Origin of the sequence: Peribacillus sp. FSL H8-0477 (genome assembly GCF_038002765.1) — a bacterium.
In the GTDB taxonomy this organism is placed as follows: Bacteria; Bacillota; Bacilli; order Bacillales; family DSM-1321; genus Peribacillus.
The window spans coordinates 1,083,554-1,098,083 of the sequence record NZ_JBBODE010000001.1 but is presented as its reverse complement, the minus strand read 5'-3'; the positions used below and the strand labels follow the sequence as shown (position 1 = coordinate 1,098,083).

Sequence of the window (14,530 nt, the reverse complement as noted above, 5' to 3'; positions counted from 1 at the left end):
TACAAAAGTTATACAATGACCTTAATAGATAATTAAATGAAATGGAGAGTGTTACGGATGAAAGAATTACTCTTTTTTTCCTATCCAAGTTGTACTTCTTGCCGAAAGACTAAGAAATGGCTGACAAACAATCAAATTACATTTCAAGAACGGCATATTTTCCGCGATGGACCGACAACAGATGAATTAAAGAAAATTCTTGCCTTAACAACTGAAGGATTGGATGAAATTCTAGCCACAAGAAGTGAAACATTTAAACGCTTAAATATTAATATGGATGAAATGTCCTTATCAAATGTCCTCCAATTATTGGCAAGTGAACCTAAGCTGCTGCGTCGACCGATTATAACTGACGGAGAAAAATTAATTATTGGCCATAACGCGGATGCCCTTATGAATCTGCTGCCTTCGAAGCAGGATACAAAGCTGAACCTATGCTTAAGTTACTAGATAGATAGCTAGATTAAGTGCCTCCAAAAAAATGGAGGTTATTTTTATTTTTCTTGCAGGAATTTGGCGGGAAGGGTCGAAATTAATCATTACACTAAATATGGAGGTGATTTATGATTGGAATCAATTGAAAAGACTGCAGACAGTATTTTATCTCGTGCCGTCCGATTATCTGCTTCGGACATCCACATTCTCCCCCGCAAAGAAGGACCCCTTGTTCAATTTCGCATCGATAACAAGCTTGTTCCACAGGAAGTACTGACTCAAGATGAGTCAGATCGGTTAATCTCTCATCTGAAATTTCTGGCATCTATGGATATCGGAGAAAAGAGGCGCCCCCAGAGTGGTGCATTAACAATGAATCTAGAAGGCCGGATGGTGGGTCTTCGGTTGTCGACCTTGCCAGGCACCTACTCAGAAAGCCTCGTTATTCGCTTAATCCCTCAGCAAAGCATTTTGCCTCTCGAACAGCTTTCCCTTTTCTCTATTACCGCCAATAAATTAATTGCCCTCCTGAAGCATTCCCATGGAATGATCATATTCACTGGTCCTACAGGCAGCGGTAAAACAACAACCCTCTATTCGTTACTTCATCATGCTAGAGACATGATTAACAGAAATGTCATCACACTCGAAGATCCCATTGAAAACGAATCAGAAAATGTTCTCCAAGTACAAATTAATGAAAAAGCAGGAATTACTTATTCTGTCGGACTAAAAGCCGCTTTAAGACATGACCCAGATATTATCATGGTTGGTGAAATTCGCGATGCGGAAACGGCCAAAATTGCCGTCAGGGCAGCCATGACAGGTCATTTAATTCTTACAACCATGCATACTAGAGATGCAAAGGGAGCGATATACCGATTACTTGAATTCGGTGTCAGCTGGATTGAAGTTGAACAGACCTTAATTGCCATAACTGCACAAAGACTGGTTGAATTACACTGTCCTAGCTGTGGAAGCAGTGGGTGCACCCCGGAATGCATGGTTCAAAAACGCGCTAAACGGGCAAGTGTCTATGAATTGCTATATGGAAAAGAGCTGATCGAAGCCTTAAAGGCAGCCAAGGGTGAGACGCATCAGGCAGGCTATAGGCAGCTAAAACATGAAATCAGTAAGGCCATTGCTTTCGGATACATCGAAGCGGAAGAATATGAACGACTGGTGTATGAACATGAAACGAAGTAAATGGAAAATGACCGAACAGGCTTCGTTTCTATTAAAGCTGGGGGAATTGCTTGAGTATGGTTATTCGCTCTCCGACGGAATTCAATTTCTGAAGTTTCAAGAAACCAAAAAGAAAAAAGTGGACTTGGATGAAGCGGTTGAAGAGTTGATGAGGGGTTATCCATTTTATGCAGTTTTAACCGCATTAAAGTTTCATCCACAGCTCATTAGTTTTATTTATTATGCCGAGCAATATGGTGATCTATCACGTGCACTGAAGGAGGCAGGCACCTATTGGGAGAAAAGATCTTCTGATATGGAAAAAATTCAAAAGCTGTTAGTGTATCCCGTTTTACTGCTTCTCTTTGTTGGAGGCGCATTTTACATGCTGCAAGGCGTATTGCTGCCACAGTTCGAAGTTCTATTCTCTTCAATGGACGCGAAAGAAAATGGTTTTTTAGCATTCGTCAGACTTGCCTCGTCTTTCCTGTCTTATCTGCCGTATCTCCTTGGAGCGGCGGTCATACTTGGTGTACTCCTCAGACAATTCTGGTATATGAAACTTTCACCCCTTAAACGCCGCCTTTTACTCTTGAAAATCCCCATATTAGGTCCTTTCATTAAACTGTATGAAACTCAATTTTTTGCAAGTCAATTTAGCAGCCTTCTTTCGGGCGGGTTGTCATTGAAAGAAAGTATCTTGTTATTTTCAGAAAATCAGCAGCAGCCTTTCTATAAGAATCTCTGTTTACTTATTAAAAATGAGCTGACAGAAGGAAAGCCCCTTGAGGACATTCTAAAAGCGATGCCGTACTTTGATAAAAATTTTAGTATTGTCGCCGCAAATGGTTTGAAATATGGTCGTCTGGATCAAGAATTGTTTCATTACAGCCGTTATCTATTGGAAAAGATTGAGGAGAGGATGACATTGGCGATGCGAATCGTCCAGCCTGCTTTATTTTCGTTTGTCGGCATCCTGGTCATTTCCATCTACCTGGCTGTATTATTACCCATGTTTTCTTTAATGAAAGATATTTAATTAGGGAGGAATCGTAATGCTTCGAAAAATAATGAAAAGAGTCAAAAATGAAAAAGGATTTACATTAATTGAGATGCTCGTCGTATTAATGGTCATTTCCATTCTATTAATCATTACAGTTCCAAATATTACGAAGAACCAGTCTTCCATCCAAGAAAAGGGGTGCGAGGCGTTTGTTAAGATGGTGCAATCACAGGTTCAAGCCTACCAAATCGACAAAAACGTGCTGCCGACAAGTATCTCAGAGCTGGCTTCAGAAGGGTATTTAAAGCAAACTTCCTGTCCAAATAAATCCGAAGTTTCAATTAATGCGAAGGGAGAGGTATCCGTTGTTGCTGCAAGCGACGGAAAGTAACCATACCAGATTAGGATCAAGGGGTTATACGTTAGTTGAAATGCTCCTTGTATTATCTGTATTTATGCTGTTGACATCACTTGGCTTTGGAATGTTTCCTCCTTTCGTTAAAAAACTGGATACGAGCTTCTTTTTGATTCAGCTCAGTGATGACCTATACAGAAGTCAGGAATACGCCATTAGCAATCAGTTATATGTCACTTTTACATTTGATTTGAAGAAAGGAAGGTATCTCGCTAATACAGGAACTTCGGCTGAACACATCCTCGAACGGAAAGTGCCGGAAGAAATTACTTTTAATGGCGGGGTCCTCGGTCAAGGGGTTGTCTTTACGCCTAATGGAAATATTTCAAAAGGAGGAACTTGGCTGATTGAAACAAATGAAAAGCTATACAAAATTATCTTTAATCTAGGAAGCGGGCGATTTCGCATTGAATAATTCGAAAGGGTATATTTTCCTTGAGATGCTTGTTGCTTTCTCTATGTGCTGTTTTATTGCTGTGTCGATCGTACCTGTTGTACAAAGTGTTGCGCTTGATCGGCATAATACGGAGATGAGGACGTCCGCTTATCATGTTCTTTATGAAAAACTTGCTGCCTATAGTGTAGGTGAATTATCAGCAACTAACGGGATGCTTGAATGGGAAGGGGTGATTTACTCATTGTCATGGCGTGCGGATTCAGAATTCCCAGGGATGGTAGAAGGGTGTGTCAGTTATGAAACGGGGGCAAAACAAATCGAAACTCTTTGTGACTCTACAAAATAAAAGGGGCTTTACCTTAATTGAACTACTTGTCTCGCTGTCCATATTTCTAGCAATCTCCTCATTAATATTGCAGATGCTGACAAATGTTCATACCTCTTTACGGACTGATGTGGGAATAAATCCGAAAGAATGGGAAATATTCTTGAATCAATTTAAGCGGCAGGTTTATCTATCTACAGATCAGAAGGTTTCAGGAAATAAACTATTTCTCTCGGTTAAGAATAATGAAATCGTCTTATTTGAGCAGTTTGGAGATAAGCTGCGTAGAAGGGTAAATGGGACCGGTCATGACGTAGTTCTGCAGAATGTATCTCGATTTTCCGTGAAAAAGGAAGGGAAATTAATTGTCATTGAGGTAACTGACAAAGGAGGAAAGCTTTATACTCGATCCATTACTCCGTATATTAACTTTGTAGGAGTTAGGCAGGATGGATAACGAAAAAGGCTATTCACTGCCGATGATAATGATTCTGTCGGCATCCTTGTGTATGATTGCTATCTTCACATCAGATAGATTCATTGGGGAAAAACACTTTTATAAAGCAGTGGAAGAGCGCCTTATCGCGGATCATTTGATGAGGCTTGCATTGATTGATCTCGAAATAGGACTTAAAACAGATCAAATTTTGGTTGAGGAATCGGGGAGCTTTAAGTATCCAAATGGGACGGTTAATTACAAAGTAAAAACGAGGAGTGAGGATACGATTACAATTGACTTATCGGCAGTGACGAAAAACAATCATCATAAAGAAGCAGTGGTTTACTATCATACCGATTTACACAAGATGATAGAATGGGTGGAAAAGTGACGGGCTGTAAGCGGAATAGAAAACGGGAATAGTGTGCATGCTGTTTAGTAGGTGATTGATAATGTCTACAAACGATTATATTAAATATATAACGCAACAGCTTGTCCGTTATTTTCAGGTGCCAAAATCGGAACGGAAAGAACGCCGGGAACAAAAAAGAGATGAAAAGACTGAACTGTCCTTTCGTTTGTTCGGGTTTATTCCCTTTGCTTTAAAAATGTTTTTTCGTAAATAACTGTGCGTATATTGTGAGGCTGTCCCAATTGAGGTGACCCCGAAAACTTTCGGGGGTCGGTTCAGTGGGGCAGCCTCTTTTTTAATGATTATGAGAAAGGGCCGAATAAATCTTGGTTTGGGCCGAATGATTACAAAAAAGGGCCGAATAAACTTCAAAAAGGGCCGGATAATCAACAGAAAGGGCCGAATACAGCCATTTAACACCCTGCCAGATCCAATCGTTAGATTAAACAGCTTTTTCAGTCAGATAAAACAGGCCGCCGTTGATAACGGAGATATCAATCTTAGGTTCGTATTGTGCACGGAGGGCGGCTTTTTCAGTTTGGTAATTTTCATCTTCTTCTTGCCCGTCATAAAAACGGTCGAGCAGGTTTAAGTCGTTGTCCCAACGGACGATTGCCTCCTCAGCCCAGCTGTGATCATCTCCTTCAAATGTTTTTCTAATATATCCATCGAGACGTGTAAGACCGCTGGCAGGCATAATTAATGGTGAGAGGTTGAAGAACAGGTCAGGGATTTTTGGTGTGACCTTAAGGCGTACGATTCTTTCGTGAAATGCTTCTTTAATTTCTCCTGAAATTAAGTTCAGTCCGATTGAAAGGCAAATATCTTTCTTCCTGTCGCATTGGTACGATATCTTTACATTAAGACATAGCCAAGGATAGAGAGGCTGCTGTGAAGTGACAGCAGCGTCTTCGTATAGGCGAATAAAGCCAGCTAGCTTTTTCGTTGATTGAAAAATTTGATGGAGACGAGGCGAACCAAAATGAATATGCTCTCCTTTTAAATCTTCTGGTGCGTTCAATGAATCGGTAATCAGAGTTAGTGTCATGGGGTTAGGCACACCCCCTGTTTTTTCGAGATAATGCCAATAAAATGGGCGATTCATTAATTCCTTATCCATTTCAATACTTAACCCAATGACGAGGTGGGTTGGGTGATTTTCAATGATTTCGCATTGATTTGCTTCGAAATAGTTCAGTAGAAATTTATGAATTTCCTGTTGCTGCATGAGTTTCACCATCCTTTACTTGCTGAGCAAATTGAATTAATGACGATAAATTATCCATCTTAATTTTCATCTCTCCTTCGGTTTTTGATTCACCGACTACATCAATTAAGTATTCTTCAATATTTCCAATATCAAGCTTAGTTAAAATTTCATCCAATTCGCCGATTACTTTTTCGAATAAATTTATTTTTTCATATAATAGTTTTAAAATATGATCCTCAATCGTATTTCTTGTAGCTAAGTTGTAAATGCGAACGTCTTCCTCTTGCCCAAGACGATGAATTCGTCCGATTCGCTGTTCAAGACGCATGGGGTTCCATGGTAAATCGAAATTTATCAAGTGATGACAAAATTGCAGATTAATCCCTTCTCCTCCAGCTTCAGTTGCAATCAGTACCTGTGCCTTATTTTGAAAAAGCTCACGCATCCAATCTTTTTTTCCACGTTTAAAGCCGCCTCGAAATGGTACCGATGAAATTCCGTGTTGTTTAAGGTACCACTGCAGGTATAGCTGTGTGGCACGGTATTCTGTGAAAATGATGACTTTGTCATTGATTTTCTGTATAAGCTCTAACGTTTTTTCCGCTTTTGAATTGTTCGAAACGGCGTTTACTTTTTCGATAAGCTGATCGATGCTTTCTAAATAAGCTGGTGACGGATTTTCGGCTTTTTCCTTCATGTTTTTTAAGGTATAGTAAACGGCTTCTCTGCTGCTGCATGCTTCACGCTGAAGAGTTAGCCCCGAAAAGGAGCTGCTTTTGCCGGATTCTCCGGGTTTAAACGCCACGATTGCATCATACAGTGCTTGTTCGGTTGGGGAAAAATCAATAACTGTTGTTTCAACATGTCGTTTGGTCCATTCAATCCCAGTATCTGCCCTCCGGTTGCGGATCATGACGGTATTAACGAGCAGCTTCAAATCCTCATCTTCTAACACAAGACGGCCTTTGCCTTTATACTTTTCAGAAAACAGGGCTTCGTTACCGAGGTGGCCGGGTTTGAGCAGTGAGACAAGATGGAAAATTTCTTCGACTTTATTCTGAATAGGTGTAGCTGTCAAAAGCAGACAAAAGCGTTTTTTTAACCGCTGCACAAATTCATAGTTTTTTGTTTTATTGTTTTTTAATTTATGGGCTTCATCAATAATTATTAAATCGTATTCTTGTTGAAGGATAATGTCTCGGTGGGGATCACGTTTGGCTGTATCAATAGAAGAGACGATACAGTCGCAGCTGTCCCAGACATAGCTTTTTCGCTGAATCACCGCTGGAATATGGAATTTTGTATTTAATTCAAAGGCCCATTGACTGACAAGGGAGGCGGGAACTAGGATTAATACTTTTTTTACGAGTCCGCGAATCATATATTCTTTTAATATTAAACCTGCTTCAATTGTTTTTCCTAAACCCACTTCATCAGCTAAGATAGCTTTTCCATGCATGGTCTCCACAACCTGCCTAGCTACTTCCAGCTGATGAGGAAGCGGCTTTAGCTGTGGTAAATGTTTCGGCGCTTGAAGGCCGTTAAACTCTGGGATAGCTAAATGCGTTTCCGCTTCAATGGCAAGCTTATACAAATCCCAATTAGCCCATGGTCCATCTTCAGCTGTTTTATGTAAAAATTCCTTACTCCAGTCGGAATCAAATGATATTTGGATTTTCATCGTTTTCATCCTCTTTTTTTCTAGGATTTTTTGTATATGTTCATTAAAAGCGAACGTTATAAAGATGAGTTATGATTTCGTTCACTTGTGTATGCTTTTTAGTCAGAAAATGATTGCATAAAAAATAGACTTAATGGTAGGATGGGAGTATCTCAATTGTTATCTATTAATTCAAACTACTTTACTAAACGAATTGAAGTTATTCCCTTACTATGTACCATTTTAGGAAAAATATTATATGCGGATGAAGACAAGGGGAGAGACTACGTCATGTAGCGCCGAAGGAGCAAGCTTAGCAGTGAATCTCTCAGGCAAATGAACTCTTGTTGGACGCAACTCTGGAGAGTGTTACGGGCTGAACCGTGACCACCAAAGGGGAAAACCTTTCTAAGGCAAAACTTTCAGGTTTCAGGACAGAGAAAAAGCTCAAGCGGGCTTCTCTGTCCTTTTTTGTGTGTTCTTAAAGCGATACCTAAAACTCAAGGGGAGGGATTTTTTTGACTAATTTAAAACGTACGGCTTTATTTGATGAGTATGCTGCAAGTAATGGAAAGACCATTGATTTTGGCGGCTGGGAACTTCCTGTTCAATTTTCAGGTATTAAAAATGAACATGAAACTGTGCGGACGAAAGCTGGATTATTTGATGTATCGCATATGGGTGAGATCGAAGTTAAAGGACCTGGAAGCTTGTCCTTTTTACAGAAAATAATGACGAATGACGTACAGAAGCTGACAGACGGCCGTGCTCAATATAGTGCGATGTGCTATGAGAATGGCGGCACGATTGATGATTTACTGATTTATAAAAAAGCGGCAGATGATTATTTGGTCGTAGTAAATGCCTCTAATATAGAAAAAGACTTTCAGTGGATGCAGCAAAACCTGAGTCAGGATGTGGAACTGACAAATAAGTCAGCTGATATTGCGTTACTGGCACTACAGGGGCCGCTTGCAGAATCCATTCTGCAAAAACTTGCAGGAGATACAGATGTAAGTGAAATTAGTTTTTTTACTTTTAAAGAAAATATTGATTTAAATGGAAAAAAAGTAATGGTTTCTAGGACCGGTTACACAGGGGAAGATGGTTTTGAAATTTATTGTAATCGTGATGATGCTCCCATGCTTTGGCAAATGATTTTGTCAGCAGGAGAGAATGAGGGTCTTCTGCCGATTGGCCTAGGTGCACGTGACACGCTTCGTTTTGAGGCAGGACTGCCGTTATACGGTCAAGAGCTGTCTGCAGATATTACTCCAATCGAAGCGGGGATCGGTTTCGCTGTTAAGACAAATAAAGAGGAAGACTTTTTCGGCAAAGCCGTTCTAGCCTCTCAAAAAGAAAATGGTGCTAAACGGAAGCTGGTCGGAATCGAGATGATTGATCGAGGAATTCCAAGACACGGATATGCTGTTTTTAGCGGAGACGATCTGATTGGTGAAGTAACTACTGGTACACAGTCACCGACACTCAAAAAAAATGTTGGATTAGTGCTGGTGAAAAAAGAATTTGCTGAAGTCGGTACAGAGGTAGAGGTTGAAATCCGTTCTAAACGATTAAAAGCAATAGTTGTGGCAACGCCATTTTATAAAAGGCAGAAAAACTAGAGGGGATTGATTACATATGAAGCACCGCTACTTACCGATGACCGAACAAGATAAAACGGAGATGCTGGCTGCAATAGGCGTAACAACCGTAGATGAATTATTTAGTGATATTCCCGAAAAGGTACGCTTTAAAGGCGAGTATAAGATTAAACCCGCAAAATCTGAATCCGCTTTATTGAAGGAGTTGAGCACTCTTGCTGCTAAAAATGCTGATTTAAAACAGTATACATCGTTTTTAGGTGCAGGTGTGTATGATCATTATGCTCCGATTATTGTTGATCATGTCATTTCTCGTTCAGAGTTTTATACAGCGTATACGCCTTACCAGCCAGAAATCTCTCAAGGGGAGCTGCAAGCAATCTTTGAATTTCAAAGCATGATCTGTGAATTAACAGGTATGGATGTAGCAAATTCATCCATGTACGACGGTGGGACAGCACTTGCGGAGGCAGCTATGCTAAGCGTTGGTCATACAAGAAGGCAGAAGCTTCTTGTTTCTACGACTGTGCATCCGGAGTCAAGAGAGGTAATTGCTGCCTATGCGTTGGGACGAAATGTTGAGGTCGTAGAAATTCCGCATACAAATGGGACCACAGATCTTGATGAGTTAAAGAATTTGATGAGTGAAGACGTAGCTGGAGTAATCGTCCAATATCCAAACTTCTTTGGAAGAATTGAACTCCTTAAGGAAATTGAACAGGTGGTACATGAACAGAAAGCCATGATGATTGTATCGAGCAACCCACTGGCGCTAGGTGTATTAACACCGCCAGGCAAACTAGGTGCGGATATTGTGGCAGGTGATGCACAGCCGTTTGGAATAGCAACAGCCTTTGGCGGACCGCATTGCGGATATTTTGCCGTTACCAATAAGCTGCTGCGAAAAGTACCCGGACGTCTTGTCGGGCAAACCGTTGATGAAAATGGAAAACGAGGGTTTGTTTTGACCCTTCAAGCACGTGAACAGCATATTCGTCGTGATAAGGCGACGTCTAATATTTGTTCAAATCAAGCCTTAAATGCCCTGGCTGCCTCTGTAGCCATGACCGCTTTAGGAAAAAATGGTGTGAAAGAAATGGCCATGCAGAATATCCAAAAGGCTCATTATGCCAAAAAAGCCTTCCAGAAAAAAGGAATCGATATCGTTTTTGATGGTGCTTCATTTAATGAATTCGTCATAAAACTTCCTGTACCGTTTAAACAATGTAATGATGCTCTTTTTGAAAAAGGAATGCTCGGCGGGTTAGACTTAGGCCGTTTTTATCCGGAATTAACGGATCATATGTTAGTCGCGGTGACGGAGCTGCGGACGAAAGAAGAAATAGACACCTTTGCAGCAGAAGTGGGGGAAATGCAATGAATAACCAAGATCAAGCGTTAATCTTTGAAATCAGTACGCCCGGCCGCATCGGTTACAGCCTGCCGGAAATAGAAATTGAAGAAATAGCACTTTCCGAGCTTCTGCCAGATGACTATATACGTGAGGAAGCTGCAGAGCTGCCTGAGGTTAGCGAACTGGATATTATGCGTCACTATACTGCTCTTTCAAAACGGAATCATGGAGTGGACTCAGGCTTTTATCCGCTAGGCTCTTGTACCATGAAATACAATCCGAAAATTAATGAAAACGTTGCTCGGATCAATGGCTTTGCCCATATCCATCCTTATCAAGATGAAAACACTGTTCAAGGAGCTCTTGGACTAATGTACGATTTACAAGAGCATTTAATTGAAATTACGGGAATGGATCAAGTAACGCTTCAACCTGCTGCTGGTGCTCATGGCGAGTGGACAGGATTGATGATGATTCGAGCGTATCATGAAAGCAATGGGGATATGCAGCGTACGAAGGTTATTGTTCCCGATTCAGCGCATGGTACGAACCCAGCTTCCGCGACTGTTGCTGGATTCGAAACAGTTACCGTCAAATCGAATGAACATGGACTGGTCGATATTGATGACTTGAAACGAGTTGTTGGGGAGGACACAGCTGCATTAATGCTGACCAATCCAAATACACTAGGACTCTTTGAAGAAAATATCCTTGAAATGGCTGAAGTGATCCATCAAGCTGGCGGGAAGCTTTACTATGATGGAGCCAATCTTAATGCAGTTTTATCTAAAGCAAGACCAGGAGATATGGGCTTTGATGTTGTCCATTTAAATCTTCATAAAACATTTACTGGCCCGCACGGCGGCGGAGGACCAGGATCTGGTCCTGTGGGCGTGAAAAACGAGTTGATCCGTTTTCTGCCAAAACCTATTGTTTCAGAAAAAGAGGGAAGATATTTTCTTGATTATGACCGTCCAGAATCAATCGGCCGTGTTAAACCGTATTATGGGAATTTCGGCATAAATGTCAGGGCATATACCTATATTCGTTCTATGGGTCCGGATGGTTTAAAGGCTGTTACGGAAAACGCGGTCATCAACGCTAACTACATGATGCGCAGGCTATCAGCGTACTATGATTTACCGTACGACCGGCACTGTAAGCATGAATTTGTCTTAAGCGGCAGACGCCAGAAAAAGCTGGGTGTTCGAACCCTCGATATCGCTAAGAGACTGCTTGATTTCGGCTATCATCCGCCGACTATCTATTTCCCCTTAAATGTGGAGGAAGCCATGATGATTGAGCCGACAGAAACAGAATCGAAGGAAACCCTCGATGCGTTTATCGATGCGATGATTCAGATTGCTAAAGAAGCCGAAGATAATCCTGAAATTGTTCAAGAAGCACCGCATACAACGGTTATTAAACGCTTAGATGAGACGCTGGCGGCTAGAAAGCCTGTCTTGCGTTTTCAAAAACAGTAAGCTTATAAAGCAGTGGGTTTCTCTGATGAAACTCCACTGCTTTTTCTTTTTAAAGGAGAGAGAATATGAATCAATCACTAATCTTTGATATGGATGGGACACTATTTCAGACAGATAAAATTTTAGAAATATCACTTGAAGATACGTTTACCTATTTACGGTCTTTAAACCAATGGGAGGCGGTAACCCCTATTGATACGTACCGCGAGATCATGGGTGTACCTTTGCCAAAGGTATGGGAAGCTTTGTTACCGAATCACGATACGGAGATAAGAGAAAAAATGAATGACTTTTTTCTTGCAAGATTAATGGAGAATATAAGAAGTGGTCATGGTGCGTTATATCCGAATGTAGAAGAAATTTTTGATTATCTAAAAGAGAAGGGGTGTTCGATATACATAGCAAGCAATGGATTAATCGAATATCTTGAAGCAATTGTAAACTACTACCAGTTGGACAGATGGGTAACGGAAACATTTAGTATTCAACAGATACAAACATTGGATAAAGCTGATTTAGTTAAGACGATTATCCAGAAGTATAAGATAGATAAAGCAGCAGTAGTTGGAGATCGTCTATCTGATATACATGCAGCTAAAGAAAATGGATTTGTTTCAATAGGATGTAATTTTGATTTTGCACGAAAAGAAGAACTTGCTGAGGCAGATTTTGTAATAGATGATTTATTGGAACTAAAAGAACTCATATATCCTTCAAGATAAAAAAGAATCCACAGGAGTGTGGATTCTTATTTGCCGGATTTCATTTTGCCTGTCCATTGCTTAAAGCCGCCTTTAAGCTGATACAATTCACGGTACCCTTGACGGTGCAGCATTTGAGCGGCTCGACCGCTGCGCATACCACTTTGGCAATATAAGTAAACGGGTTTGTCTTTACGCAGTTCCTGCTGGCGGGTTTTTAGCTGAGTCAATGGAATATTTCTTGCTCCAAGGATATGACCTGCTTCAAACTCATTGCCTTCCCGTACATCGATAAGCTGCGCTTTACGGTACCCTTCAACAAACTCTTCTTGGGTAAGGGTTTTGACTTGACGCTTTTGACTGACAAAATTGAATACGGAATACCCAATAATGGCAATAAGAATAATAATAATTACATACCAACTCACAGATAATAAACCCCTTTCATGATGAAACAATTGTTCATCCTATATTATATAATTGTCCAAGGAGATAATCAAAAAGAATTTATCAGCTTGGCTCCTTCTTATTTGTTCCGAATCGGTTTCCTTTTTTTATTCAGCAATATTTGTTAAACTACTGAAGATTAAATCCTTGGTAAAGTGGGTTTTTTATGAAAAACAATACTTGGGCATTTATTGATTCGGGAGCTTGTTCTCCAAGCTACAATATGGCACTTGATGAAGCCCTTCTTAATTGGCATAGTGAGGGCAGTATCCCTCCGATTATTCGGTTTTATACTTGGGAACCGGCGACTTTGTCTATTGGGTATTTTCAGCGTGCTGAGAAAGAAATAAATTTAAAAGAAGTAAGCGAGCGCGGTCTTGGCTTTGTGAGAAGACCGACAGGCGGCAGATCGGTTTTACATGAACATGAGTTAACGTATAGTGTCATCGTGACAGAAGAATATCCCGATATGCCTAAGAATGTTACAGAAGCTTACCGGGTTATTTCTGAAGGAATTTTAAAAGGATTTCAAAATCTAGGGATGGAAGCCTATTTTGCAGTCCCTCAGACCGAGGTAGAAGTACAGGCCTTAAAGGCTCCGCAATCGGCAGTCTGTTTTGATGCTTCAAGCTGGTATGAGCTTGTCGTTGAAGGGCGAAAGGTAGCTGGAAGTGCTCAAACGAGACAAAAAGGCGTCATTCTCCAACATGGCTCGATTTTACTGGAGCTGGAGGAAGAAAAGCTTTTTAGTTTATTTAATTTCACAAACGAGCAAGATAAAGCGCGAATGATGAAGAAGTTTAACGATAAAGCGGTCGCAATGAATGATATTGCCGATAGAACAATATCTCTTATCGAAGCAAAGGCAGCCTTTAAAGCGGGATTTGCTGAAGGTTTGGGCGTGAATCTTGTGTCCTATCAGCTTACCGCGGAGCAGGATCAAGAAGTGAAAAGACTGGCAAAAGAAAAATATGAATCAGATGATTGGAATTTCATGAGATAAAGCAGACGGTTGGCTAAATCTGGACAACAGTTCAGTATAAGACTTCCGTCGCTTTTTTTTCTGTTGACTACTGCTTGTCTTTAACAGGAGAAAAACAGAAAAGCAAGTAGTTTAATAGACATATATTTTTTTTTGCACTTTTTTTCATTATGAGTCTTTCCTTTGGTATGAAAGGATTGGCCTGACTCTGAAATAATGCAAGCCTTAAAATGATTGAAATTCGCCAAAAAACAAATGAAATTCGATAATATTCTCGCTTTTTCTACTTAATTTAAGTAGTTTGTTGTTTGACAAAAAAAATCTATGTCCGAAGTCTACACAAGATGTAGTGGTTGTGTAAATATTTTCTATACTATATATTGATTAAAAGAGTTTTGTATGATAAATTGAGGGTACTTTACTAAACGAGAACCAACTAATGAACTTACGTATAGATATCGAGCATTAGAAAGTAGA

The 14,530-nt window shown here is 40.3% G+C and carries 17 protein-coding genes and 2 riboswitches; of the genes, 14 read left to right on the top strand and 3 right to left on the bottom strand.

The annotated features are described in order from the left end of the window. Positions 1-57 precede the first annotated feature (57 nt). The 9 genes from MHI18_RS05675 (at position 58) to MHI18_RS05635 (ending at position 4,825) form a co-directional block, all read left to right on the top strand. Positions 58-450, top strand: coding sequence for a Spx/MgsR family RNA polymerase-binding regulatory protein (locus MHI18_RS05675; protein ID WP_340846424.1), 393 nt, complete (start codon positions 58-60; stop codon positions 448-450). Between the two features lie 117 nt (positions 451-567). Next, complete coding sequence (gene comGA / locus MHI18_RS05670; RefSeq protein ID WP_340846423.1) at positions 568-1,641, top strand: competence type IV pilus ATPase ComGA; 1,074 nt, start codon at positions 568-570, stop codon at positions 1,639-1,641. After that, positions 1,628-2,659, top strand: a complete 1,032-nt coding sequence (gene comGB, locus MHI18_RS05665; protein ID WP_340846422.1) for a competence type IV pilus assembly protein ComGB — start codon at positions 1,628-1,630, stop codon at positions 2,657-2,659. The genes comGA and comGB overlap by 14 nt, the downstream gene beginning before the upstream one ends. Before the next feature lie 16 nt (positions 2,660-2,675). Continuing rightward, complete coding sequence (comGC, locus tag MHI18_RS05660; RefSeq protein ID WP_445669951.1) at positions 2,676-3,014, top strand: competence type IV pilus major pilin ComGC; 339 nt, start codon at positions 2,676-2,678, stop codon at positions 3,012-3,014. After that, a complete protein-coding gene (gene comGD / locus MHI18_RS05655; protein ID WP_340846421.1) occupies positions 2,992-3,453 on the top strand; it encodes a competence type IV pilus minor pilin ComGD in 462 nt (153 codons plus the stop codon). Before comGC ends, comGD begins: the two co-directional genes overlap by 23 nt. After that, entirely contained in the window at positions 3,446-3,781 is a 336-nt protein-coding gene (locus MHI18_RS05650; RefSeq protein WP_340846419.1) for a hypothetical protein, read from the top strand. The genes comGD and MHI18_RS05650 overlap by 8 nt, the downstream gene beginning before the upstream one ends. Beyond that, complete coding sequence (comGF, locus tag MHI18_RS05645; RefSeq protein ID WP_340846418.1) at positions 3,765-4,217, top strand: competence type IV pilus minor pilin ComGF; 453 nt, start codon at positions 3,765-3,767, stop codon at positions 4,215-4,217. Before MHI18_RS05650 ends, comGF begins: the two co-directional genes overlap by 17 nt. Next, complete coding sequence (comGG, locus tag MHI18_RS05640) at positions 4,210-4,590, top strand: competence type IV pilus minor pilin ComGG (RefSeq protein WP_340846417.1); 381 nt, start codon at positions 4,210-4,212, stop codon at positions 4,588-4,590. The genes comGF and comGG overlap by 8 nt, the downstream gene beginning before the upstream one ends. 61 nt (positions 4,591-4,651) lie before the next feature. After that, positions 4,652-4,825 (top strand): YqzE family protein, encoded by a 174-nt coding sequence (locus tag MHI18_RS05635; RefSeq protein ID WP_340846415.1) that lies wholly within the window; start codon positions 4,652-4,654, stop codon positions 4,823-4,825. Positions 4,826-5,053: 228 nt separating this feature from the next. Here the strand turns inward: MHI18_RS05635 and MHI18_RS05630 are convergent, their stop codons facing one another. Both MHI18_RS05630 and MHI18_RS05625 read right to left on the bottom strand, forming a co-directional pair. Continuing rightward, a complete protein-coding gene (locus tag MHI18_RS05630) occupies positions 5,054-5,839 on the bottom strand; it encodes a YqhG family protein (protein WP_340846414.1) in 786 nt (261 codons plus the stop codon). After that, on the bottom strand, positions 5,817-7,502 hold the full coding sequence (locus MHI18_RS05625; RefSeq protein WP_340846413.1) for a DEAD/DEAH box helicase: 1,686 nt from the start codon (positions 7,500-7,502) through the stop codon (positions 5,817-5,819). The genes MHI18_RS05630 and MHI18_RS05625 overlap by 23 nt, the downstream gene beginning before the upstream one ends. A gap of 244 nt (positions 7,503-7,746) precedes the next feature. After that, positions 7,747-7,835, top strand: a riboswitch (glycine riboswitch). A gap of 3 nt (positions 7,836-7,838) precedes the next feature. Then, positions 7,839-7,921, top strand: a riboswitch (glycine riboswitch). A gap of 78 nt (positions 7,922-7,999) precedes the next feature. On the opposite strand from MHI18_RS05625, the gene gcvT reads away from it, so the two are divergent. The 4 genes from gcvT (at position 8,000) to MHI18_RS05605 (ending at position 12,645) form a co-directional block, all read left to right on the top strand. Then, the gene (gene gcvT / locus MHI18_RS05620; RefSeq protein WP_340846412.1) at positions 8,000-9,106 is read left to right on the top strand and encodes a glycine cleavage system aminomethyltransferase GcvT; all 1,107 of its coding nucleotides are present in this window, start codon (positions 8,000-8,002) and stop codon (positions 9,104-9,106) included. A gap of 16 nt (positions 9,107-9,122) precedes the next feature. After that, positions 9,123-10,466 carry an aminomethyl-transferring glycine dehydrogenase subunit GcvPA gene (gcvPA, locus tag MHI18_RS05615; RefSeq protein WP_340846411.1) on the top strand — a complete coding sequence of 448 codons (1,344 nt, stop codon included), beginning with the start codon at positions 9,123-9,125 and terminating at the stop codon, positions 10,464-10,466. Further along, positions 10,463-11,923 carry an aminomethyl-transferring glycine dehydrogenase subunit GcvPB gene (gene gcvPB / locus MHI18_RS05610; RefSeq protein WP_340846410.1) on the top strand — a complete coding sequence of 487 codons (1,461 nt, stop codon included), beginning with the start codon at positions 10,463-10,465 and terminating at the stop codon, positions 11,921-11,923. The genes gcvPA and gcvPB overlap by 4 nt, the downstream gene beginning before the upstream one ends. Before the next feature lie 65 nt (positions 11,924-11,988). Further along, a complete protein-coding gene (locus tag MHI18_RS05605; RefSeq protein WP_340846409.1) occupies positions 11,989-12,645 on the top strand; it encodes an HAD hydrolase-like protein in 657 nt (218 codons plus the stop codon). Positions 12,646-12,671: 26 nt separating this feature from the next. Here the strand turns inward: MHI18_RS05605 and MHI18_RS05600 are convergent, their stop codons facing one another. After that, on the bottom strand, positions 12,672-13,052 hold the full coding sequence (locus tag MHI18_RS05600; protein WP_340846408.1) for a rhodanese-like domain-containing protein: 381 nt from the start codon (positions 13,050-13,052) through the stop codon (positions 12,672-12,674). 185 nt (positions 13,053-13,237) lie between these two features. Between MHI18_RS05600 and MHI18_RS05595 the strand changes: the two genes are divergently transcribed. Further along, positions 13,238-14,074 carry a lipoate--protein ligase family protein gene (locus tag MHI18_RS05595; RefSeq protein WP_340846407.1) on the top strand — a complete coding sequence of 279 codons (837 nt, stop codon included), beginning with the start codon at positions 13,238-13,240 and terminating at the stop codon, positions 14,072-14,074. The last annotated feature ends 456 nt before the right edge of the window (positions 14,075-14,530 follow it).

What these genes read in the sequence shown, in the direction of transcription:
- MHI18_RS05675 (WP_340846424.1), top strand. Translation starts at nt 58, where the DNA reads ATGAAAGAATTACTCTTTTTTTCCTATCCAAGTTGTACTTCTTGCCGA.
- comGB (WP_340846422.1), top strand. Translation starts at nt 1,628, where the DNA reads ATGAAACGAAGTAAATGGAAAATGACCGAACAGGCTTCGTTTCTATTA.
- comGC (WP_445669951.1), top strand. Translation starts at nt 2,676, where the DNA reads ATGCTTCGAAAAATAATGAAAAGAGTCAAAAATGAAAAAGGATTTACA.
- comGG (WP_340846417.1), top strand. Translation starts at nt 4,210, where the DNA reads ATGGATAACGAAAAAGGCTATTCACTGCCGATGATAATGATTCTGTCG.
- MHI18_RS05635 (WP_340846415.1), top strand. Translation starts at nt 4,652, where the DNA reads ATGTCTACAAACGATTATATTAAATATATAACGCAACAGCTTGTCCGT.
- MHI18_RS05630 (WP_340846414.1), bottom strand. Translation starts at nt 5,839, where the DNA reads ATGCAGCAACAGGAAATTCATAAATTTCTACTGAACTATTTCGAAGCA.
- MHI18_RS05625 (WP_340846413.1), bottom strand. Translation starts at nt 7,502, where the DNA reads ATGAAAATCCAAATATCATTTGATTCCGACTGGAGTAAGGAATTTTTA.
- gcvPA (WP_340846411.1), top strand. Translation starts at nt 9,123, where the DNA reads ATGAAGCACCGCTACTTACCGATGACCGAACAAGATAAAACGGAGATG.
- gcvPB (WP_340846410.1), top strand. Translation starts at nt 10,463, where the DNA reads ATGAATAACCAAGATCAAGCGTTAATCTTTGAAATCAGTACGCCCGGC.
- MHI18_RS05605 (WP_340846409.1), top strand. Translation starts at nt 11,989, where the DNA reads ATGAATCAATCACTAATCTTTGATATGGATGGGACACTATTTCAGACA.
- MHI18_RS05595 (WP_340846407.1), top strand. Translation starts at nt 13,238, where the DNA reads ATGAAAAACAATACTTGGGCATTTATTGATTCGGGAGCTTGTTCTCCA.